16 protein-coding genes and 2 pseudogenes are annotated in these 22,030 nt (G+C 45.2%); 4 read left to right on the forward strand and 14 right to left on the reverse strand.

The window, feature by feature from the left end; genetic code table 11:
• Nucleotides 1–84 precede the first annotated feature (84 nt).
• The 9 genes and pseudogenes from queF to EYS05_RS05225 form a co-directional block, all read right to left on the reverse strand.
• A complete protein-coding gene (gene queF, locus EYS05_RS05185; RefSeq protein ID WP_015526640.1) occupies nucleotides 85–579 on the reverse strand; it encodes a preQ(1) synthase in 495 nt (164 codons plus the stop codon).
• Nucleotides 580–621: 42 nt separating this feature from the next.
• Nucleotides 622–1,305: a 7-cyano-7-deazaguanine synthase QueC gene (gene queC / locus EYS05_RS05190; protein ID WP_021652908.1), complete on the reverse strand. Its 684-nt coding sequence runs from the start codon at nucleotides 1,303–1,305 to the stop codon at nucleotides 622–624.
• A gap of 51 nt (nucleotides 1,306–1,356) precedes the next feature.
• On the reverse strand, nucleotides 1,357–2,025 hold the full coding sequence (gene queE / locus EYS05_RS05195) for a putative 7-carboxy-7-deazaguanine synthase QueE (RefSeq protein ID WP_138276749.1): 669 nt from the start codon (nucleotides 2,023–2,025) through the stop codon (nucleotides 1,357–1,359).
• A complete protein-coding gene (queD, locus tag EYS05_RS05200) occupies nucleotides 2,022–2,471 on the reverse strand; it encodes a 6-carboxytetrahydropterin synthase QueD (protein ID WP_021652906.1) in 450 nt (149 codons plus the stop codon). Before queD ends, queE begins: the two co-directional genes overlap by 4 nt.
• A 586-nt stretch (nucleotides 2,472–3,057) precedes the next feature.
• Entirely contained in the window at nucleotides 3,058–4,713 is a 1,656-nt protein-coding gene (locus EYS05_RS05205) for a YecA family protein (RefSeq protein ID WP_138277685.1), read from the reverse strand.
• 122 nt (nucleotides 4,714–4,835) lie between these two features.
• Entirely contained in the window at nucleotides 4,836–6,359 is a 1,524-nt protein-coding gene (locus EYS05_RS05210; RefSeq protein ID WP_138276750.1) for a glycoside hydrolase family 32 protein, read from the reverse strand.
• Nucleotides 6,360–6,411: 52 nt separating this feature from the next.
• Nucleotides 6,412–8,043: an ABC transporter substrate-binding protein gene (locus EYS05_RS05215; protein ID WP_442858069.1), complete on the reverse strand. Its 1,632-nt coding sequence runs from the start codon at nucleotides 8,041–8,043 to the stop codon at nucleotides 6,412–6,414.
• A gap of 70 nt (nucleotides 8,044–8,113) precedes the next feature.
• A pseudogene (locus EYS05_RS05220) lies at nucleotides 8,114–9,010 on the reverse strand (carbohydrate ABC transporter permease).
• Between the two features lie 11 nt (nucleotides 9,011–9,021).
• Complete coding sequence (locus tag EYS05_RS05225; protein WP_138276751.1) at nucleotides 9,022–9,960, reverse strand: ABC transporter permease; 939 nt, start codon at nucleotides 9,958–9,960, stop codon at nucleotides 9,022–9,024.
• Nucleotides 9,961–10,257: 297 nt separating this feature from the next.
• On the opposite strand from EYS05_RS05225, the gene EYS05_RS05230 reads away from it, so the two are divergent.
• Both EYS05_RS05230 and EYS05_RS05235 read left to right on the forward strand, forming a co-directional pair.
• Complete coding sequence (locus tag EYS05_RS05230) at nucleotides 10,258–11,286, forward strand: LacI family DNA-binding transcriptional regulator (RefSeq protein WP_118626437.1); 1,029 nt, start codon at nucleotides 10,258–10,260, stop codon at nucleotides 11,284–11,286.
• A gap of 35 nt (nucleotides 11,287–11,321) precedes the next feature.
• Entirely contained in the window at nucleotides 11,322–13,157 is a 1,836-nt protein-coding gene (locus EYS05_RS05235; protein ID WP_174235832.1) for an amylosucrase, read from the forward strand.
• Between the two features lie 207 nt (nucleotides 13,158–13,364).
• Here the strand turns inward: EYS05_RS05235 and EYS05_RS05240 are convergent.
• Nucleotides 13,365–14,519: pseudogene (locus tag EYS05_RS05240) on the reverse strand (FprA family A-type flavoprotein); the annotation flags it as partial.
• Nucleotides 14,520–14,758: 239 nt separating this feature from the next.
• Here EYS05_RS05240 and EYS05_RS05245 point away from each other — a divergent pair.
• Both EYS05_RS05245 and sstT read left to right on the forward strand, forming a co-directional pair.
• Nucleotides 14,759–16,114, forward strand: a complete 1,356-nt coding sequence (locus EYS05_RS05245; protein WP_138276752.1) for an MATE family efflux transporter — start codon at nucleotides 14,759–14,761, stop codon at nucleotides 16,112–16,114.
• A gap of 236 nt (nucleotides 16,115–16,350) precedes the next feature.
• Nucleotides 16,351–17,559, forward strand: coding sequence for a serine/threonine transporter SstT (sstT, locus tag EYS05_RS05250; RefSeq protein WP_118626443.1), 1,209 nt, complete (start codon nucleotides 16,351–16,353; stop codon nucleotides 17,557–17,559).
• A 319-nt stretch (nucleotides 17,560–17,878) separates the two neighbouring features.
• Here the strand turns inward: sstT and tnpB are convergent, their stop codons facing one another.
• The 4 genes from tnpB to malQ form a co-directional block, all read right to left on the reverse strand.
• Nucleotides 17,879–18,976 carry an IS200/IS605 family element RNA-guided endonuclease TnpB gene (tnpB, locus tag EYS05_RS05255; protein WP_138276753.1) on the reverse strand — a complete coding sequence of 366 codons (1,098 nt, stop codon included), beginning with the start codon at nucleotides 18,974–18,976 and terminating at the stop codon, nucleotides 17,879–17,881.
• Complete coding sequence (gene tnpA, locus EYS05_RS05260; protein WP_059086115.1) at nucleotides 18,976–19,398, reverse strand: IS200/IS605 family transposase; 423 nt, start codon at nucleotides 19,396–19,398, stop codon at nucleotides 18,976–18,978. The genes tnpB and tnpA overlap by 1 nt, the downstream gene beginning before the upstream one ends.
• A gap of 100 nt (nucleotides 19,399–19,498) precedes the next feature.
• The gene (locus EYS05_RS05265; protein WP_138276754.1) at nucleotides 19,499–20,128 is read right to left on the reverse strand and encodes a metal-dependent hydrolase; all 630 of its coding nucleotides are present in this window, start codon (nucleotides 20,126–20,128) and stop codon (nucleotides 19,499–19,501) included.
• Nucleotides 20,129–20,404: 276 nt separating this feature from the next.
• Nucleotides 20,405–21,913, reverse strand: coding sequence for a 4-alpha-glucanotransferase (malQ, locus tag EYS05_RS05270; protein ID WP_118516067.1), 1,509 nt, complete (start codon nucleotides 21,911–21,913; stop codon nucleotides 20,405–20,407).
• Nucleotides 21,914–22,030: the final 117 nt, after the last annotated feature.

A 22,030-nucleotide genomic window follows, 5' to 3' on the forward strand; every position in this document is an offset into this window, starting at 1 on the left:
GATAAACCTGCGCTGTCAGGCGCACTACACAAAAAGCCCCTGCTTTCATTGCTTTTCGCAGTGAAAACAGGGACTTCTGTTTTTCTACCGGTTATCGATCTTTTCCGGGTACATGTCATGCTCTGTCAGGCGTTTCCAGGCAATCTCCTCCCATCTGGTTCCAGCTTTTCCATAATTGCAGTAGGGATCAATGGAAATGCCGCCTCTCGGAGTAAATTTTCCCCAGACCTCAATGTATTTCGGATCCATAAGACGGATCAGATCCTTCATAATGATGTTCACACAATCCTCATGAAAATCTCCGTGATTGCGGAAGCTGAAAAGATACAGCTTCAGCGATTTGCTCTCCACCATTTTTTCACCGGGTACGTAGGATATCGTGATCGTTGCGAAATCCGGCTGTCCGGTAATGGGACAAAGGCTTGTAAATTCCGGGCAGTTAAATTTTACAAAGTAATCGTTGTCCGGGTGCTTGTTCAAAAATGTTTCCAGTACCTCCGGAGCATAATTGTCCGGATATTTTACTTTCTGATTTCCAAGAAGGGTGATCCCTTCTTTTTCCAGGTTTTCTCTGCTCATATTTTTTCCTTTCTATGGTCAGGCGGATATTTATAATCCGATCTATCTGTCAAGTGCCGGGTCCTTCACTCCATTGAGACGGAATGCTTCTGCTCTGTCAATACAGGTTCCGCACACACCGCAGGGCTTTTCGCCGCCTTCGTAACAGCTCCAGGTCAGTTCATAAGGAACATTCAGTTCCAGACCGGTTTTTACGACCTCTGCCTTTGTGCAGCTGACAAAAGGCGCCTCAACCTTCAGCTGGCCGCCGCTTCCCTGATAGATCGCCTCGTTGATCGCATTGTGAAATGCACTGCTGCAGTCCGGATACGCATTTCCGGCAGCATCATCCGCATGTGCTCCGTAATAGATCACACTGCAGTTTTTTGACAGCGCAATACTTGCTGCCGAGGAAAGAAACAATCCGTTCCGGAACGGCACATAGGTTGAAACCGGTGAGCCGTCGGTTTCCTTCAGCTGCTCTGCATAGCTTTCGTGAGGGATTTCTCTGTCTGAATGCTTCAGAAGCGAGCAGTCACTGTACCGGAAGATCGGCTCCAGATCCAGATAAAGATGTTCCACTCCGTAATATTCTGCTGTTTTTCTGGCAGCCTCGATTTCTTTTGTGTGCTTCTGTCCGTAAGCTACTGTTAATGCAATTACATTCTCTTTTCCATATTTGTTTACGGCAAGCCCCAGGCAGGTGGTGGAATCCACACCGCCGCTTGCAAGTACAAGTGCTTTCATAGCGTTCTCCTTTTCTGCGGTATTTCTGTTATATTGTGATATGTTTTCCTGTCATACTCCCCGCTTCTGCGGGTCCCAGATCACCTTATGAAGCTGGATCTGAAGCTTTACATCGTTAAGCTTTTTTTTCATAAGGAAATCCACGATCTCCACCGGCTGGATCCTGCCAAATACAGGGCTGAAATAAACTGCCGTTTTTCCGACCAGCCTGTACTTTTCTAGGATTTCCAGGGCTTTTTCCATATCTCTGCGGCTGCTGACCACGAATTTCAGCGTATCCTCACTGCCCAGAAGCTCCAGATTGGAAAGGAGCATCTCTTTTTCCATGCCGCTGTCCGGTGCTTTATAATCCATGGTAAAAGACGGACGTTTTTTTAATATATGATAAGGCTTCAGATCCACGCTTCCATTGGTCTCAATCTCCACCCGCTGGGATGGATCCTCCAGGATTGCCTCGATCAGCTCCTCCATCCCTTTCCGCAAAAGTGGTTCCCCGCCTGTAAGTGTCACATTTTTTACGCCTGTTTCACGGATCCAGGAAAGGATCTCTTCTTCTGTCAGCCTTTCACTCTCACATCCCGGCTCATTTGCCCAGCTGGTATCACAATAGCTGCACTGAAGATTGCAACCCTTAAACCGGATAAAAGCGGCAAGCTCTCCTGCCCGTCTGCTCTCTCCGTTGATGCTGACAAATTTCTCGACAACCTGATAGGTACTCATAGCCATACCGCCTCCGTTTCTTCTTCCGTTTCCCGGTAAGCTGCACAGTTATTTGGTGTTTCGTAAACAACAGCTCTTTTTACAGGATAGCCCTTTTCTTCCATTTTTCTGAAAAAATACTCTGAAAAATTCTCTGCTGTAGGACGAAAGGGAACCTTCACCAGATGAAATCCTTCTTCATCCAGTGCTTCCAGGGTTTTCGGACGTAATGTATTTTCTTCATAGATCAGCGTGTGATCCATGGAATCTGCCAGCTCCCGAAGATCCTTTTTCAAATCTCCGAAATCTACCAACATCCCGCGCTCCTGGCCGTTTTTCTCCAGCTTCCGGCTTTCGATCTCAATCTCCACATGCCAGCGATGGCCATGGATGTTGGAACACTTCCCGGTGTAACCGGACAAAAAATGTGCGGAATCGAAATCTGCTTCTGTTTTTAACTGATACATAAATTTTTCCTCCTTCTGGATCTGTCACACCACCCGAATATTTCCATAAATAAGAAAGGATCCTGCAAGCAGGATTCCCGGCCGTGATTCTTCTGTGATCTGCATGTCAGGCGGATATTCGCGATCCGCATTCGCTGCGCAGCTTTAAACCGAATAACTGCTTGATTCGGTTAAAGTAAAAAAAGGCAGACCCGCCACGAGTCTGCCCTGATTCTCACATCTTCTTCAGCCCTGGTTTTATTTATAGACAGGATGGTACAAACGAACTGTCTTATATTTAATTTGTATGGTATTTCCGGAGATACTGCATCAAACGATAAATCGGACCAGTACAGCGTTTCGTAAATAACTATACCAATCGCGTAGGATGTGGATTCGAGTGTGCAGGTATAAAAACGCAGGCGTAGCGGGCTACGCCGAGGCTTTTATACCTGTGCAATCGGATTCACAGACAAGTGAGTGGTATAGTTATTTCGAAAACGCTGTACTAGATCATCCGCGTTTGCTGCTCACTCATGAGCGCAGTCGCTCCGCAACGATCTATGGGAACTTTCAGCTCCGGAATTACAGTGAATTTTCTGCAGAACTATCTTCTTCCGCAGCACTTCTTATATTTCTTACCGCTTCCGCACGGACACGGATCGTTCGGATAGATTTTTCTTGCAGATGCCGGCTGCATCGGCATTGCTGTCGGCACAAAGCTGTTCGGCATTGCAGTGTGCGGCTTGCCTGTGGCAAACGGCCATACTGCTCCTGAAATCTCATTCGGTGTGTAACCGCGGAATTCCAGCATTCTTGTGTTATTGTTTGCCTCCATGATCAGCTTTGTAAATTTCTCAAGCTGCTCATCGTTAAACTGGATCCCCTTCTGGTTCAGGTTTTCCATGATCGCTGACATTCTGCCATCCATGGAGCATTCTTTGTAAATAAAGAACAGTACCTGATCCTTCACCGCATCAGAAACCTTCATCTCGTCCAGCAGGAATCTGCCCAGTCTCTGGTAAGAAGCAGATTTTGTCGGATAACCGTTTTCGGAATAATCCAGGATCTCATCTACGGACGGAATATAGAATTTCCGTCCACCCTGACGTCTCTCGATATCCTTGTAGATGTTATTAACCAGTGCGGATTTCAGGATCAGCTGATCCTCCGCAAGCTCACAGATGCAGGCCTTCTCCGGAATGGTATGATACAGCTCGATGAACCTGTCATATCCGATGTCAAAGCCTTTTCTCTGCCTGAACATCTCATATACAGTCTTTGCCGGTGCAGATACATACAGATAGCTTACCATGACAAGACAATCCTTCAGCCAGTTTACCTGGCTGCGAAGTGTCCGGAACTCCGGTGTGTTGATCTGGTCGTAAACAGCTGCAACCTCTGCCGGAACTTCTGCGTAATCATCACTGTAGGAAACAAGATAGCCCATATCGTTCAGCCACTCCAAAGTACTCCACTCATGCTCTGCAACATGGAAGCATTTTCTCTGAATAGCTGCCTCAAAAGCCAGTACTTCCTGATCGTCTGCTACGAGGAAGCTTGCTTTCATAACCTCCGGTTTAAGAACCTCTGCGGCAACCTTTGCGGCAATCCCTTCCTGTTCCATTCCCTTGCAGTGAAGTCCAAGCTCACCTGCAATGCTGAGAAGGTCTTCTTTACGATAGGACATAAGGAAATCTTTTACTGTAGGATTTCTTCTGCTGCCTGTGGCTGCCTCATCTGCTTTTGCAGCTCTGGCAGCTGCCTCTACCGCTGCTACTGTTGCAGCAATGTCCTCAGATGCTTTGACTGTTTCCGCCTCTGTCTCAACTGCTGCAGTGCATTCCAGCTCCGGTGCCTCTGTCCAGTACGGATCATCCTCACCCTTTACCTCTTTTACAATAGAAGGAGCTTCTGCTGTTCCCTCGTCTTTCTTCTCAATGTCAACTCTGTATTCCGGAGCTTCCTTATCCGCACCATACTGACGGAAAGTAAACCATTTCTCGGAATCCATAAGCTCTGCAGTCTCTGTCTCGCCTGCATTTAATAATGTGAAATTATTCTTTGCTTCTCCGTCACCATTCTCACGGATCTGTACTTTTTTCTGAAAAAATTCAATCTCATATAGGCTGCCTGACGGATACTGAACCAGTTTTTCAAGCATGGCTGCCATATTTGCAAATGTAACGTCAGCCGCAACAGTACAACGTCTCCATACCGGCGGTTTCGTTCCTTTTCTTGTGATTTTTAACTGATAAAACATTCCTGTGTTCCTCTCCTGTAAATATATGCCGGATCAGGAGACATACACAGCTCCTGACCCGGCGTAAGCAACTTCCCCTATGTTATACAAAAACAGGGAAATTGTCAATATTTGAGAGGCTTCTACAACACAATATCATATTTCTCAACCTGGATCACAGCATTTCCGTCACTGTGAAACAGGATCTCATCTGCTTCCACTGGTGTTGGGATCACGGTAGTCGCAGTTTTGCTTCCATCATTGATAAAAAGCTCTATGGAGTTTCGATCCAGGATAAAACGAAGCTTCAGATTTTGTCTGCCATCTGTGATCTGGAGCTTTCTTGTACATACAACATCACGCTGCACCCCGCTCCAGGTTCTGTCGATCTCCAGTATCTGTCTTTTTCGATCATAGGTAAAGACCGTTGTATATTCTTCATTGCGTGCAAGCTCGATCTGGAACTCATTGTACACACCTAATGCTTCCTGATCTGGATTTCCGGAGTTCCTGCTTCCATCCACGATACCATCTGCGTTCTGCAGTTCCACGATCAGATCGATCATTCGGCCACGGACGCCTTCAAGGCTTAAGCTCTCACCCACATTTACATTCTCATAACAGCAACGGTTTTTCCGATAATTCTCAATTTCCCGGACCGGCTTCTGCCAGATCTTTCCGTCACGATATTCCAGTTCTCTCGGAAGCGTCATCATTCCCTGCCATCTCTGCTTCTCCTTGATCACACAGCTATCCCAGGATTTCATCCAGGCGATCATCACTCTCCGGCCATCTGGAAGCAAAGTAGTCTGCGGTGCATAAAAATCAAGTCCATAATCCAGACTAACCGGTTTCTCTTCCCGGAATACATGTTTCTCAGGATCATAGGATCCAACAAAATACACGGCATTATGTCCATTGTGGAATTCATAGCCCCGGGCCCTCATATGCTGCGGTGAACAGATCAGCACATGCTTCTCGCCCAGTGAAAAGAAATCCGGACATTCCCACATCACACCGATCTCTCCTGTTTTGTTTTCCGCAAGAATTGTTTCAAATTTCCATTCTTTCAGATTTTTACCGGAAAACAGAACTACCTGCCCCGGAATTTCTTCGCTGCGGCATCCTACGAGCATATAGTACGTTCCGTTATCTTCCCATATCTTCGGATCACGGAAATCAACTCTGCTGCATTTTTCCGGAAGCATATCACCGGTGACTACCGGATTTTTCTCTGCTTTTACATAATCTTTTCCATCACCCCAGGCAAGGCACTGGTTCTGCCGGATTTCTTCTTTTCCATCAGGCAGCTTTTCTGTTGTAACTCCTGTGTAGATCAAAGCCTGTTTTCCATCCACTTCAATAGCACTTCCGGAAAAGCATCCCTCTCGATCATATTCCTGATCCGGTGCAAGCGCTGCTGGAAGCTGCTCCCATCTGATCATATCCTCTGTCACACTGTGGCCCCAATGCATAGGGCCCCAGTCACGGCTGTAAGGATGATACTGGTAAAAAAGATGTACCTTTCCTTTAAAAACAGAAAATCCATTGGGATCATTGATCCAGCCAACCGGTGCAGATACATGAAAGGCCGGTTTCTCTTCCTGTGGGATATTTTTTGCTTCCTCTATTTCATAAAGACGTGCTTTTTCAAGTTTTTCACTCATACTCTGCTCTCTCTTTCTTTTTTATGTTTCTGACCGGTATCTTTTTCTGTTTTTATTTCTCTGTCTCACCAAGAGACTTCTGATACTGGTCAAAATATTTCTGTTTGATCGCCAGATAATCAGACAGTCCATACTGCTCCATCTTTTTCAGATAGGAATCCCATTCTTTATCGATGCCGCCATTCAGGATCCAGTCTGCTTTTTTCTGTTCCGCATACTTCTTGATATCTGTGTCGTACTGAGATACCTTATTGGTATCATCAATACTCATAAATACATTCGGATACACATATTCACTGTTCATATCCTTAAGATATGTTTCGTGCATATTGTCGAGACGCCATTTTGCATCTGCCGGCTCTGTTACATATACATCGTAATACTCGTTAAGTATTGCCAACGGTCCGTTTACAGACTGTGCTTCACGAACCTCTACCGGAGATGCATCTCCCAGATCCATATGCTTCAGCATCTGACCACCTTCTGCATTCTCGGACATCTCAAAGATATTAAATGAATCTTTTTCCCCGTAAGTACCCCAGTTATTCTGCGGAGACTGGATCGGTGCATACATCTGATCGATCCAGGCTGCTGCCAGTGCCGTATTCCGACAGCTTGTAGTCAGAACGCAGCGTCCTCTGTCAAAGCCACTGGTTTCACTGTTATTCTGTCTTGTGATATTTACAAGACCATCCGGACCGGCCAGCGCCGGGAGCATTACATAATCTTCATTGTTATCAATATTTGCAATATCCCAGGTAAAACACAGACCATATCTGTGGTTCTTACCTTTTGCAACATAAGTTGACCATTCCTGGGTAAAAGCCTCCGGATCCACCAGATTTTCTTCTACCAGCTGATGAAGCCACTGGATGCCTTCCTTATAACCTTCCTGTACAGTTGTATAAATAACAGTTCCATCATCTTTTACTGCAAAATGATCACCGGTGTCACCATATCCTTCTCCAAATCCGTTGAGCAGAATTGCCGGATCCTGATCACCGTTATTGATAATAAAGGACATCGGGATCACATCACCCTCAATATCAAATTCCTGTTCCAGTTTATCTGCATTATCACGAAAAGCGATCAGAACCTGTTCCAGTTCCTCAGTTGTATTCGGAACCTCCAGCTTCAGATAATCCAGCCATTTTTTATTAATGTAGGGAATATCTCCAATTGCCTGAATAGCCTCTTTTCCCTCACCAAGCTGTTCGATCCATGGGAAAGAATAAATATGTCCATCCGGTGCTGTACACATTGTTCTGTATTCCGGGTATTTTTCAAATACAGCCTGAAGATTCGGCATGTATTTATCAATAAGATTTTCTACCGGAATAATGATTCCCTGTTTGGCATAACGAAGAAGATCATAATCACTCATCCCTGCGTTAAAAAGTCCATCCGGAAGATTTCCGAACTGTGCCAGCGCCAGATTTTTTTTGTCATCAAACTGATCCGATACAAAACAGGTCCAGTCAATGTGGACATTGGTCTGCTTTTCCAGTCTTTTAAAAATCGTTCTTTCATTAGGTTCCTGTGTAGATGTTGCAGGTGCACTGGTAATAAAAGACAGCTCTGCTTTTTCTTTCAGAGGAAAGGCCACATCTTCCACCGGGATATCCGGATCTGTTTCTGCTTTCATGTGTTCTTTTCCGTTTCCACATCCGGCACTGCATACCATTATAATTGCAGAAAGCCCGATTGCCAATAATGCCTTCATTCTTTTTTTCATCATTATCAACCTCCTGTCATCAGCCTTTTACAGAACCAACCATAATGCCCTGGTCAAAATATTTCTGGAAGAATGGATACATGATCAGAAGCGGTAAACTTGATACAATGATCGTAGCATATTTCAGAAGTTCCGCTACCTTTGCCATCTGTGCAGTACTCTGGATATCTGCGATCATTCCGGGCTGCGGTGTATTCTGTACAAGGATGGAACGAAGTACCAGCTACAATGGCTGCAGTTTCGCATCATTCAAATAAATCATAGCATCAAAATAACTGTTCCACATTCCTACAAAGGACCACAGTGCAAGTACTGCGATGATCGGTTTGCATACCGGCATCATAATCTTGAAAAAATGCTCAATTTCCGTGGCACCGTCAATAGCAGATGCCTCTCTGAGCTCCTTGGGGATAGACTGATAATAGGTTCTGGCAAGGATCATGTTCCAGACATTAAACGCACCCGGAAGCAGGATTGCCCAGATTGTATTTACCAGATGCAGCTGATTGATCAGGATAAAAGTCGGGATCATTCCTCCACCGAAAAACATAGTGATGAGAAAAATAACATTGAAGAAATTTCTTCCCACAAATTCTTTCTTGGACATGGGATATGCTGCCAGCAGAGTTACCAGAACTGAAATAATGGTAAACACCAGGGAATAAAAAAATGAGTTTGCAAAGCCTCTCCAGATCATATTATTTTCAAGAACTCTGCGGTACGCATCGATCGTCCACTTCCGCACATCAAGGCTGATCCCCTGGCTGTTCAGCACATTCGGATCCATAAAAGATGCGATCACAACATATAAAAGCGGAACCAGAATGGAAAGTACAAATGCACCCAGAAGTACGTATCCGATTCCTAAAATGGCTTTGTCAGATGCCGAATATTTCTTTTTCTTTGCTTTTGCCATAACAGCACCTCCTATAATCCCTCTCCGTCATTCAGTTTCTTGACTACCCAGTTCACAAAGATCAAAAGAATTACATTGATCACTGAATTAAACAGCCCCACTGCTGTAGAATATCCATAGTCTCCATTCAGAAGACCGATTCTGTATACATAAGTAGAAAGAATCTCAGATGCAGGGAGGTTCATATCTGTCTGCAGTGCATATGCTTTTTCAAAACCAATACTCATAATATTTCCGGCCTGAAGAATAAACTGGATCACAATGATGTTTTTAATAGCCGGAAGCTGTACATACCAGATCTGCTGCAGGATATTTGCTCCATCCACCACTGCTGCCTCTTCCAGATCCTTACTTGCATTGGCAAGTGCTGCTGTATACATAATGGACGCCCATCCGGCTGTCTGCCAGATTCCGCTGGCTATGTAAATCGTACGGAATGCCGACGGCATGGTCATCCAGTTGGCATCAGAACCGATCAGTTTATTCATCGGGCCTACCGGTGAAAGAAACATACGAACCATACCACAGAGTACGATAACGGAAATAAAATTCGGCGCATAGATCAGAAGCTGAATTTTTTTCCTGATCCCGGCTTTCCTGATCTGATTCAGAAGAAGTGCCAGGATGATCGGAATCGGAAATCCCCACAGCAGTCCGTAAATACTCAGTTTCAGAGTGTTCACAAGATAATTCATAAAATCCGGTGATGCCAGAAATCTCCGGAAGTATTCCAGTCCTACCCATTTGCTTCCAAATACACCATCAATGACATTGTAGTCCTCAAAAGCGATCAGTACGCCACCCATGGGCACGTATTTGAAGATGATCGTCAGAAGAAGTGCAGGCAGCAGAAAAAACACATACAGCTGCCAGTTCTTTTTCACATACTGAAGCTTTTCTGCGGCAGTTCTTTTTCCTGCCGGAACAGCTTTCGCAGAACCTTTTTTCATTCTCTTTTCCTCCCTTTTTTGTTCTTTCGTCCTTGTTTAGTAACCGGTAAAGTAACCGGTTACTTTATAATTTGATACTACTATATGCCATAGCTTCTGTCAACCTTTTTTGTTAATTTATTCAAAAAAAGTAACCGGTAACTTAACTGGTTATTTTTTTATTGCTATTTAACGTCTGTATTGTTATACTTAATTATATCAATCCAATCATCCTGTACGGTCTGCAGATTTCTCTTATATGATTGCATCTGCATTCCGTATCATAACTTTCTGCTGTTAAAAGGAGAATATTTTTTTATGGCTAAAAAACAGGTAACATTTGCCGATATTGCAGAATACACGGGTTTTTCCAAGACCACGATCTCGAGATATTTCAATCATCCGAATTCTCTGACTCTGGAAAATCAGGAAAAGATCGCAAAAGCCCTTGATGAGCTCGGCTACAGAAAAAACAAGCTTGCCAGGGTTCTTGCCAATGGGAAAAGCGAATTTGTAGGGATTATTGTCCCGAACCTTTATCTTCATTATTATTCCGAAATGCTGACACAGCTTCTTCGAAGTTACTCCGACTATCATTACAAATTTCTGGTTTTTGTCAGTGATGGCGGCCCGGAGAAAGAAATGCAGTATCTGGACGAGCTGATGGCTTATAAGATTGAAGGACTTATTGTTCTCAGCCATACTCTTTCCTCTGAAAAACTGGCTTCCTATAATATTCCTGTGATCGCCATTGAACGGGAAGCGGAACGTATATGCAGCGTTACAACAGACAATTACATGGGCGGCATGCAGGCTACTTCTCTGCTGATACGTAATCAGTGTGATGTACTGATCCACATCAATGTCCATGTACCTGAGAATATTCCGGCTTATGACCGTATCCGTGCCTTTGAGGAAACATGTCGGGAATATCATGTTCCTTATGAACTGAACCTTACTGTTTCCGGCGATTCCTATCAGGAGCTTTTTGAACAGATGCGTGTGATCTTTCAGGATATTGACAGTAAATATTCCGGTCAGAAAAAAGGCATATTTTTATCCAATGATACTTACGCAAATATATTTCTCAATCTGATCTTCCAGAAATACAACTGTCTGCCGGATGAATATCAGATCATCGGATTCGATAATTCACCCATTGCTGCGGAGTCCATCATTCCGATCACTACTATTGGACAGCAGATTGATGTGATCGCACAGACTACCATGGAACTGCTTGTGGAACAGATGAACGAAATGAAGAAAAGAAAACCGGCACCGCTTCAAAAACCGATTCACAAAAAGATCACTCCTGTTCTGATACGACGACAGACAACAGGAGAGTAAAATACTTACATAAATATCTATTCAGGGAGGAAATCATGAAAAAAGATCAGGAAATTTTTCAGAAACGTTTAAACCATCATCACGACGAGCTTCGATGGCTGTACACAGAGCTTTATCACAATGACGATATGTTTGCAGAGCTCTGCGACCAGATGTACCAGTATTTTACAGCACGCCGCCGCGCTCTCAAAAACCGTGACCTCGAAAGAGAAAAAAATCCGGACTGGTTCCGCCAGAAGGATATGCTGGGCATGATGCTCTACATTGACAATTTTGCCGGCAACATCAAGGGAGTCTCTGACAAGCTTCCATACTTAAAGGAATGCAACGTGAACTGCCTGCATCTGATGCCGTTCCTGGATACCCCGAAGGGCCGCTCCGACGGTGGTTACGCAGTAGCCGATTTCCGCAAAGTCCGCCCGGACCTTGGTACCATGGAGGATCTGGCTGCCCTTGCAGATAAATGCCACAAAAACGGAATGAATCTGTGTATGGATTTTGTTATGAACCACACTTCCGAGGATCATGAGTGGGCCAGAAAAGCACGCCAGGGTGACGGCGAATATATGAGCCGCTACTTCTTCTACAATAACCGTGAGATCCCGGACGAGTACGAAAAGACCGTACCACAGGTATTCCCAACCACTGCTCCGGGAAACTTTACCTGGCTTCCAGATATCGGTCACTATGTCATGACTACCTTTTATCCGTACCAGTGGGATCTGAACTATTGCAATCCACGTGTTTTCAATGAGATGATGTACAACTTCCTGTTCCTTGCAAACCAGGGAATGGACGTGATCCGTATTGATGCGGTTCCGTATATCTGGAAGGAACTGGGAACTCCCTGCCGTAACCTGAAGCAGGTACATACGATCGTTCGTATGATGCGTATGATCGCTGAGATCGTCTGCCCAAGTGTTGTACTTCTGGGTGAGGTTGTTATGGAGCCGGAGAAGGTTGTTCCTTATTTCGGAACTGTAGAAAAACCTGAGTGCCATATGCTTTACAATGTAACAACCATGGCTACAACCTGGAACAGTATTGCCACCCGTGATATCCGCCTTCTGAAAAAACAGATGGATATTGTAAACAGCCTTCCGAAGCAGTACACCTTCCTGAATTATCTCCGCTGTCATGACGATATCGGCTGGGGACTTGATTTCGCCACCCTGAAAGAATGGGGCATGGATGAGCCCTCCCATAAGCGTTACCTGAATGTTTTCTTTACAGGAAAGCATCCGGGAAGCGACAGCCGCGGAGAGCTCTATAATGATGACCCTGTAACTCAGGATGCCCGTTTCTGCGGAACTACTGCTTCCATGTGCGGGATCGAGGCTGCCCTTTTTGAAAAAGATGACGAGAAGCTGAAAAGGGGTATCCGTGAGGATCTGATGCTTCACGCATATATGCTTACCCAGTCCGGGATCCCGATGCTTTACAGCTCCGATGAAATCGGACGTCTCAATGATTATTCCTATAAAGAGGATCCTGATAAGGCAGCAGATTCCCGCTATATCCACCGTGGTGCTTTCCAGTGGGAGCTTGCCGGAAAAAGAAAATCCAAAGCCTCCGTTGAGGGACAGATCTTCCAGACTCTGGACCGCATGGAACAGATCCGCAGCCAGGAATCTGTTTTTGATAAGGACTGTGACGTGTATACATACGATGTTCATGATGACAGTATTCTCTGCATCCTCCGCCAGAAAGGGACGGAACGTTTTATCGGAATCTTCAACTTCAGTGACAGCGAAAAAACTGCCTGGATGCAGGAGGAAGGAACCTTCCGCGATCTTATTACCGGACAGACACTGGAACTTAAGGACGTAGAGCTTCCGGCTTATGGATTTATGTGGTGTAAGAGGATATAATCATCCTGTGGCAGTTTCCAGGATCATGAGATCACTGACTTACCTTTAATTTGTTATTCTTGTAAATAAAAAAGACGCGGACTTACGGATCGATATATTTCGTTCATTAACAACTCAGTAAATGAACGAACCTGTCAATCCGGGTCCACGCCTTTTTATTATGTAATATCTTTATTTTCTATAAGCTGTTCTGACATTCAGAAATTACTTGCAGAGCTCCTCTGCCATTGCATCGATCTCTGCCACATTCTCATCGCTGAGGGAGGACATGATCTTTACATTGTTCTCAAGCCATGTGATATTTTTGCTCTTCTCGAACATTCCTTTCATGACTTTGGCTGCAGTCGGTGCCCAGCTTCCGTTCTCAATGAGGCCGATGGTGCGGTTCTGGTAATTACGTTCTGTCAGGTTCTCAATGAATGTACGCATAAACGGGAATGCTTCTCCGTTGTATGTAATGCTGGCCAGTACCAGCTTGCCGTAGCGGAAAGCGTCTTCCACTGCCTCTGCCATGTCTTCTCTTGCAAGATCGCAGACAACAACCTTCGGGCAGCCCTTTTCTTCCAGCTTCTGTGCAAGAAGCTCTGCTGCTTTCTTTGTATGTCCGTATACAGATGTGTAGGCGATCATTACGCCTTCGCTCTCTACTTTATAAGAAGACCAGATATCATATTTCTCCAGATAATGTCCAAGATTTTCGGTAAGGATCGGTCCGTGAAGTGGGCAGATGGTCTGGATATCAAGAGTTGCTGCTGCCTTGAGAAGCTTCTGTACCTGCGGACCGTATTTTCCGACGATTCCGATATAGTAGCGACGTGCTTCGCGGTCCCAGTCCTCTTCTACATCGAGAGCTCCGAATTTGCCGAAGCCATCAGCAGAAAACAGCACCTTGTCTGTGCTGTCATATGTAACCATGACCTCCGGCCAGTGAACCATCGGTGCAAATACGAAGGTAAGGACATGTTTTCCAAGTGTCAGGGTGTCACCGTTGGCTACCACCAGCTTCTTTCCCTCCAGGTTCATTCCACGGAAGAAATTCTCCATCATGGTAAAGGTCTTTGTGTTGGCAACAACAGTTGTATCCGGGTATGCTTTCATGAAATTCTCAATATTTGCTGCATGGTCCGGCTCCATATGCTGAACTACAAGATAATCCGGTTTCGCACCATCCAGAACTTCTGCAACTTTTCCCAGCCACTCTTCTGTGAAGCCGGCATCTACAGTGTCCATAACTGCGATCTTCTCATCTTTGATCACATAGGAGTTGTAGGACATTCCATTTGGTACTACATACTGTCCCTCGAACAGGTCTACCTGATGATCGTTTACGCCTACATAATAAATATCATTTCCGATTTTCATTGTATTGGTTTCCTCCTTAGTCTGCTGTATTTTATTTTTCCAATATTTCTGAAAATACTTTCTTATTGCTCTCATTTATTATATCATTGTTCGTACTGAAATCAATGTAGAATCTATAAATAAAAACAAACCTCTGCGCCTGGTGAAAGAGCCATTTTCCCCTCTTTACAAACCTATTTCAACATAGTATTGTATACCTTGGATGAAGGATTTTTTTATAATTTTTTATGAGGTAAACTATGTGTGAAAATGAAAAAAAGAAAACGCATTCCATTGAGATGACCTCCGGCTCTCTCTGGAAAAATCTCCTCCTTTTCAGCCTTCCCCTGATGGGGTCACAGGTGTTGGAGGTTCTTTTTAACTTAAGTGATGTTGCGGTTGTGGGGCGATTTGCAGATTATATGGCACTTGGAGCAGTTGGTTCCACAACTCTGCTGGTCACTTTATTTACCGGAATCCTGATCGGCATGGGCGCCGGAGTCAATGTTCGTGTAGCACACGAGCTTGGTGCCGAAAACAGAAAGGGTACCGAAGAAACGATCCATACATCTCTTCTTCTCTGTGCCATTGCAGGACTTCTGGTCTGTGTCGTCTGTCTTCTGTTTTCCGGACAGATGCTGTCCATGATGAATACGAAACCGGAACTGATGGAGCAGGCTGTTTTATATATGAAGATTTATGCTCTGGGTATGCCGGCCATGGCTGTATACAATTTCGGTAACGGCGTATTAAGTGCCCGAGGCGATACGAAGCGACCACTGATCTATCTTTCCATTGCCGGAGTGATCAACGTTCTTCTGAACCTGTTTTTCGTTATCGTCTGTCATATGGCCGCCGCAGGTGTGGCAACTGCCAGCGCGATCGCCCTGTATATATCCGCTGCTCTGGTAATGATCCACCTCCTCCGGAGAAAAGACGAATGCAGGGTATCCCTGCATAAGCTCCGTCTTCACCCAAAGGCCTGTAAAGCAGTACTGCTTCTTGGTATTCCCACAGGTCTGCAGAACGGAATTTTTGCCATTGCAAATCTGTTCGTACAGGCCGGCGTCAACTCCTTCGATGCAGTCACAGTTTCCGGAAATGCTGCCGCTGCAAATGCAGACTCCCTGATCTACAACGTCATGTTCGCCTTCTATACTGCATGCGCAAGCTTCATCGGTCAGAACTGGGGTGCCGGAAATAAAAAACGTATGCTGAAGACTTATGGGATCAGTCTTACATATGCCTTCATCGCAGGCGCGATCCTTGGTGGACTGCTTCTTGTTTTCGGTCCGCAGTTTTTGTCACTGTTTGCCACAGAACCGGCCGTCATTGATGCCGGCATGGAAAGGATCCGGATCATGGGCTTCAGCTATGCCTTCAGCTGTTTTATGGATTGCAGCATCGCCGCTTCCCGTGGCATCGGAAAAAGTATCCCACCGACCATCATCATTATTCTGGGATCCTGTGTATTCCGTGTCATCTGGTTCTATACGGTGTTCGCACACTTCCAGACCATTTCTTCGCTTTATCTCCTGTATATTTTCTCATGGGGAATTACAGGCTTTGCGGAGGTTCTGTTCTTTGCTGTAAGCTTCCGGAAAATCCGGGCCTGAAACTTCAAATATATAGCGCCAGACGAAGCATTGATCTGGCGCTTTTTTTATATCTTTTTCGTGTTTTATGTACATTTGTCTTTACAAGGCGGACATGATTGTATATAATTATCCTGTTGTGCTTTTACATGATGCAGTAGTAGCAGTTTAGAACGATCAGCCCTTTACACCGGATCGTTGCTTTGCGGCTCAGCATTTTTCAGCACACCCACACAATAGGAAAGAGGAAACTAGTTATGAAAAACCTGATTCAAAAATGGAACAGCATCAACCTGATCAAGCGTATCATCTGCGGTCTGATCGTTGGTATCATTCTCGGACTTGCGATTCCCAAGGCATCTGTGATCTCCATTCTCGGTGATCTGTTCGTCGGCGCTCTCCGTGGAATTGCTCCGCTTCTGGTGTTCTTCCTGGTAATGAGCTCTCTGTGCCACATGGGAAAAGGCCAGAAAACAAACATGAAACTTGTTGTTGTACTTTATCTTCTGGGAAATGTACTCTCAGCACTGGCAGCTGTGATCTCCAGCCGCCTGTTCCCGATCATGCTGACTTTTTCCGAAAATACAAATACTTCCGACGTCACTCCGCCAAGCGGTGTTGCAGAGGTCCTCAAAAACCTTCTGATGAACATTGTTTCCAACCCGGTTGACGCACTTGTCAACGCCAACTATATCGGTATCCTTGCATGGGCTATCATCTTCGGTATCGCACTGAAGGCCGCAAGCGAAACTACCAAGACTGTCATCGAAAACATTTCCGATGCAACTTCCACAGCCGTAAGATGGATCATCAGCCTTGCTCCATTTGGTATCATGGGCCTGATCTTCACAACCATCTCCGAGCAGGGACTTGGCGTACTGTTAAGCTATGGCCGTCTGATCTGTGTACTGGTGGGAACCATGCTCTTTGTTGCACTGGTGATCAACCCGATCGTTACTTTCATCTGCACACGCCAGAATCCGTATCCGCTGGTTCTGCGCTGTCTGAAGGACAGTGGTATCACAGCCTTCTTCACAAGAAGCTCTGCCGCCAACATTCCGGTAAACATGGAGCTGTGCAAGGATCTCGGACTTGATGAGGATACCTACTCCATCTCCATCCCTCTTGGTGCGACCATCAACATGGGTGGTGCAGCGATCACTATTTCCATCATGGCTCTGGCTGCTGCACATACACTTGGTATCAGCGTAGACTTCCCGACCGCTCTGATCCTCTGCATCCTGGCTGCTGCAAGTGCGGCTGGTGCTTCCGGCGTTGCCGGCGGTTCTCTTCTTCTGATCCCGATGGCCTGCAGCCTTTTCGGAATCCCCAATGATGTTGCCATGCAGGTAGTTGGTGTCGGTTTCATCGTAGGTGTTATCCAGGATTCCTGTGAGACAGCACTGAACTCTTCCACAGACGTACTTTATACAGCATGCGCCTGCAGGATCAGAAAGAATAAATGATCACACTTATAAACCGTCAGGCGGATATCCATGATCCGCATCTGAGTCAGGCAGATATTCGTAATTGAAGCAGGGGACTCCCTTGATTCGGTTAAAAAGAGCAGATCTTCCGTATTTGGAAAATCTGCTTCTTTTTTGGCTTAACCCTCAGTTCCTGCAATATCTGCCCCATTTGACACTCCCCACAGCTAAAGCAGGGGGATTCTTGCTTCTCCCACTACTACATTGGCAAACACCTTACGGTACTGCAATGTCTTACACAGTGTCCACAAGCTATATTTATACTGTTCCCGTATGCCCTACGGTACAGTTTTTATCTTTATGCAGACTGCATCTGCAGTCCTTTTTTCAGAATATTGATACTTGCATTCGTATCCCGGTCATGAACCGCATGGCATTTGGGACACTCCCAGATACGAATGCCCAGATTTTTTATCCGTGGATCTCTGTAGCCACAACAGCTACAGGTCTGACTGCTCGGATACATCGTTGGTACTCTGTGAATTTCATTTCCATACCAGCCAGCTTTATATTCCAGCATTTCAAAAAATTTTGCCCAGGAAACACTCGCTATCGATCTTGACAGTTTATGATTCCGGATCATCCCCTTAACATTCAGATCTTCAATACAGATGGTTTGGTTTTCGCGCACCAGCATCGTTGACTGTTTCTGCAGGAAATCATTCCGCTGATTGGTTACTTTCTCATACACTCTTGCCACCCTGATCCGCTGCTTCTCGCGGTTATGGGAATCTTTTTGTTTTCGGGAAAGCCTGCGCTGTTCTCTTATGAGTTTTCGCATTGAGCGTTCCAGATATCTGGAATTTGATACCGTATTTCCATTACTGTCGGAGTAGAACGCTTTGATTCCGACATCAATCCCTATCGTTCCGCCAGCATTTGAGCGTGGTTCCGGTTCAAAATCAACATTTAAAACCGCAAAATATTTTCCAGCCGGTGTGTGCTCAATGATCACGTGATTAATCTTTTCCACTTCCATCGACTGCCGTATTTTAACAAATCCAAGTTTCGGAAGTTTGATATATCTTCCCACAATACGAATATTATCTTTTTGATTTACCGTTCTGTATGACTGGAACCGGTTATGTTTACTTTTGAAGGTTGGATAGGAAGCCCGTTTCTCAAAGAAATTCACAAATCCCCGGTCGAGATCCCGCAAAGACTGCTGTAATGCAATGGAATCTGCTGCTTTCAGAAAGGCAAACTCCTCTTGCTTTTTCAGTTCAGTCAGCATGGCGGAAGTCTGGGAATAGCCGATCTTTTCCCCATTTTCATAGCCTTCCTTACGCATGGCAAGTCCCCGGTTGTAGATGAACCGGCAGCATCCCAGGGTCTGATGGATGAAGTTTTTCTGTTCTCTGTTCGGGTAGATCCTGAATTTAATTCCTTTTTGCATTATCCCATCTTATCCTTTTGTCTCTGCGATGTTTTCTGGTTTTCAATATACTGTTTTACTGTTTCCAGCGGAGCACCGCCCACCGTCGATACAAAATAGCTGTTTGTCCAGAGAGTCGGCATTTTCGTTTTAAGATAGGGAAATTCCTGTCTTAAAATTCTGGACGTATAGCCTTTAAATGACTTTACAGCTTTGTGGATGCCAAACTGAGGATCTACTTCCAAAAGCATATGAACATGGTCTGGCATGATCTCCATTTCCAGAATGTCTACAGAAAGATTTGCAGCATACTCTGTGAGCAGCTCCTTCAGCCGGACGTCCACACCATTAATTAATACTTTTCGTCTATACTTTGGACACCATACTACATGGTATTTACAGGAATAGACGACATTGTTGTTTGATTTATATGTTGTGTTCATATTTGTATTATACTATAGTTTATTAGTTAATACAATTACTATTTTGTCCATCTTCAATTACTTGCATAAAATTATCCGTAATCGGTACATAAAACATCCTCTACATTCGAAAAAGCTTCCAGCTCTCTCCCATCTGCACAGCCAGATATACGATCTCAAAGATCACAGCTACGGATCCAAGCTTAAAAAGCAGGGAATCCACAAAGCCTCCTGCCTTACAGAAATCCAGTGCAATGCCTCCCGGCAGCGGATACAGGATCCGTACCCGTTTCCGGTTAAAGCAGTCCAGCACCAGATGTGATGCAAATCCAACCACAAAGTAAAATACCAGCTGCACTGACACCATGGATATGGCTGCACTCAAAATAGCCATAGCCATGATCGAATGCATAAAAGACCGGTGTGGCTGATTTTTTCCAAAGGCACAGACTGCAATAAAAATAATAACTCCCATGGCAACCGGCGCCATAGCCTGGTTATTGCGGATCTTTTCCCAGATGGAAAAATCATAAAAATAATTCAATGCGATCTCTGCTGCTACAAGCAGAACCGCGATCAGCGTGATCCGGTCCGCATCCTTATGGGATTTGGAAGTTCCTACATCAATGTCGCTGATCAGTGCTCCAAGCATTCCTGTTCCTGCCGCAAGTACCAGACCGGAAACCGTAGAGGGCTGTGTAACTGCCAGCACTGTTCCGAGTCCGACTGCTGCGTGTGTTTTTCCTGTCATAATTCTCCCCTTATTGTAAAAAATCTTCCGTTATTCAGGATTATCCACTGCTGCAGATCAGACACTCCCTTCTGATCTTCTGCATATATAAATGTATCACTTTATCATTTACCGCAGATCTGAAAATACAATAAGGCAGCTGTCAGCCTTACCTTTTACTGACAGCTGCCTCCACGAAACAGCATTATATCACACAAGAAAACACTATTCTATCAAAATTCTCCCTACTCTCATACACGTCCCGTTTAACTGGAATATACCTCACAAACGTACCAGTTAATCAGACCAGTTCATACGTCCATAGCGAAGTGCAATACCATGGATCTCTTTCTGAAGCTTCACAGTCAGCTCCCTTTTACGGATCCTCCACTTCCAGTTCTTTCCTACTGTGGAAGGCTGGTTCATTCTGCAGCTGTTATCCAGGCCCATATAATCCTGCATAGGGATCACACAGAGCTTTGCACTGCTTCTCATAACCAGGCTGATAAAGCATTTATGCAGCTCCTTATCCGGTGTGTAGTTATCACAGAGATAATCCCTGGCAAGCTTACGCTCTTTTGCCATAATACTCTTCCACCATCCGGCGATGGTCTCATTATCATGGGTTCCTGTATATGCCACACTGTTCTCCGGATAATTGTGCGGAAGATAATCGTTGGCACAGCCGGAATCTCTGGAATCAAACGCAAACTCCAGGACCTTCATTCCCGGGAATCCACTGTCATGGACAAGCTGACGCACGGAATCTGTCACATAGCCAAGATCCTCCGCAATGACCTGCTTCCAGCCAAGGGCCTGCTCCACTTTGCGGAACAGATCAATCCCGGGACCTTTTTCCCAGTGACCGCCAATGGCATTTTCCGCACCATATGGAATGGAAAAATACTCGTCAAAGCCACGGAAATGATCAATTCTTACCACATCATAAAGGCGGAATACGTAGCTCAGTCTGGAGATCCACCACTGATATCCTGTATTTCTGTGATAATCCCAGCGATACAGTGGATTTCCCCAGAGCTGTCCTGTTGCGGAAAATCCGTCCGGCGGGCATCCGGCTACAGCCACCGGCACATTCTCCTCATCCAGCTGGAAAAGCTCCGGATGAGCCCAGGTATCTGCACTGTCCATAGCTACATAGATCGGGATATCTCCGATGATCTGGATGCCTTTTTCGTTGGCATATTTTTTCAGTTTCATCCACTGCTCATAGAATTTAAACTGCATATACTGCTGGAATTCAATATCAAAATATAATTCTCTGCGATAGTAGTCCATGGCATTTGCCCAGCGAAGGCGGATATCCTCTGCCCATTTTGTCCACTCAACACCGCCGAACTGATCCTTTACTGCCATAAAAAGTGCATAGTCGGAAAGCCACCAGCTGTTTTCTGCAACAAATTTCTGATAATCCGGATTCTCACTGATGTTGCTGTTTTCATAAGCTTTGCGGAGAAGCTTGTAACGGCCTTTGTAGATTTTTTCATAGTCTACGCTGTCTGCTCTTCTTCCCCAGCTGACCTTATCACATTCCTCCTTTGTAAGGACACCTTCCTCCACCAGTGCCTTCAGGCTGATAAAATACGGATTTCCCGCAAAGGTGGAGAAGGACTGGTACGGAGAATCTCCGTAACTGGTAGGTCCCAGCGGAAGGATCTGCCAGTAGCTCTGTCCCGCTTCCTTCAGCCAGTCCACAAAATCATAGGCACTCTTTGAAAAACATCCGATGCCGTACTCTGACGGCAGGCTTGTGATCGGCATCAGAATGCCGGCTGCTCTTTTATCCATATCTTTTCTCTCCTTATGTTGAGCCCTGCATCTCAGAGCATCTTATCTATTATCCTCTCACGGATGCATATTCATATAATCTACGCAACCGTTTGCGTAAATTATACGTCCATTTTG

The sequence above is a fragment of the Blautia sp. SC05B48 genome (genome assembly GCF_005848555.1).
In the GTDB taxonomy this organism is placed as follows: domain Bacteria; phylum Bacillota; class Clostridia; order Lachnospirales; family Lachnospiraceae; genus Blautia_A.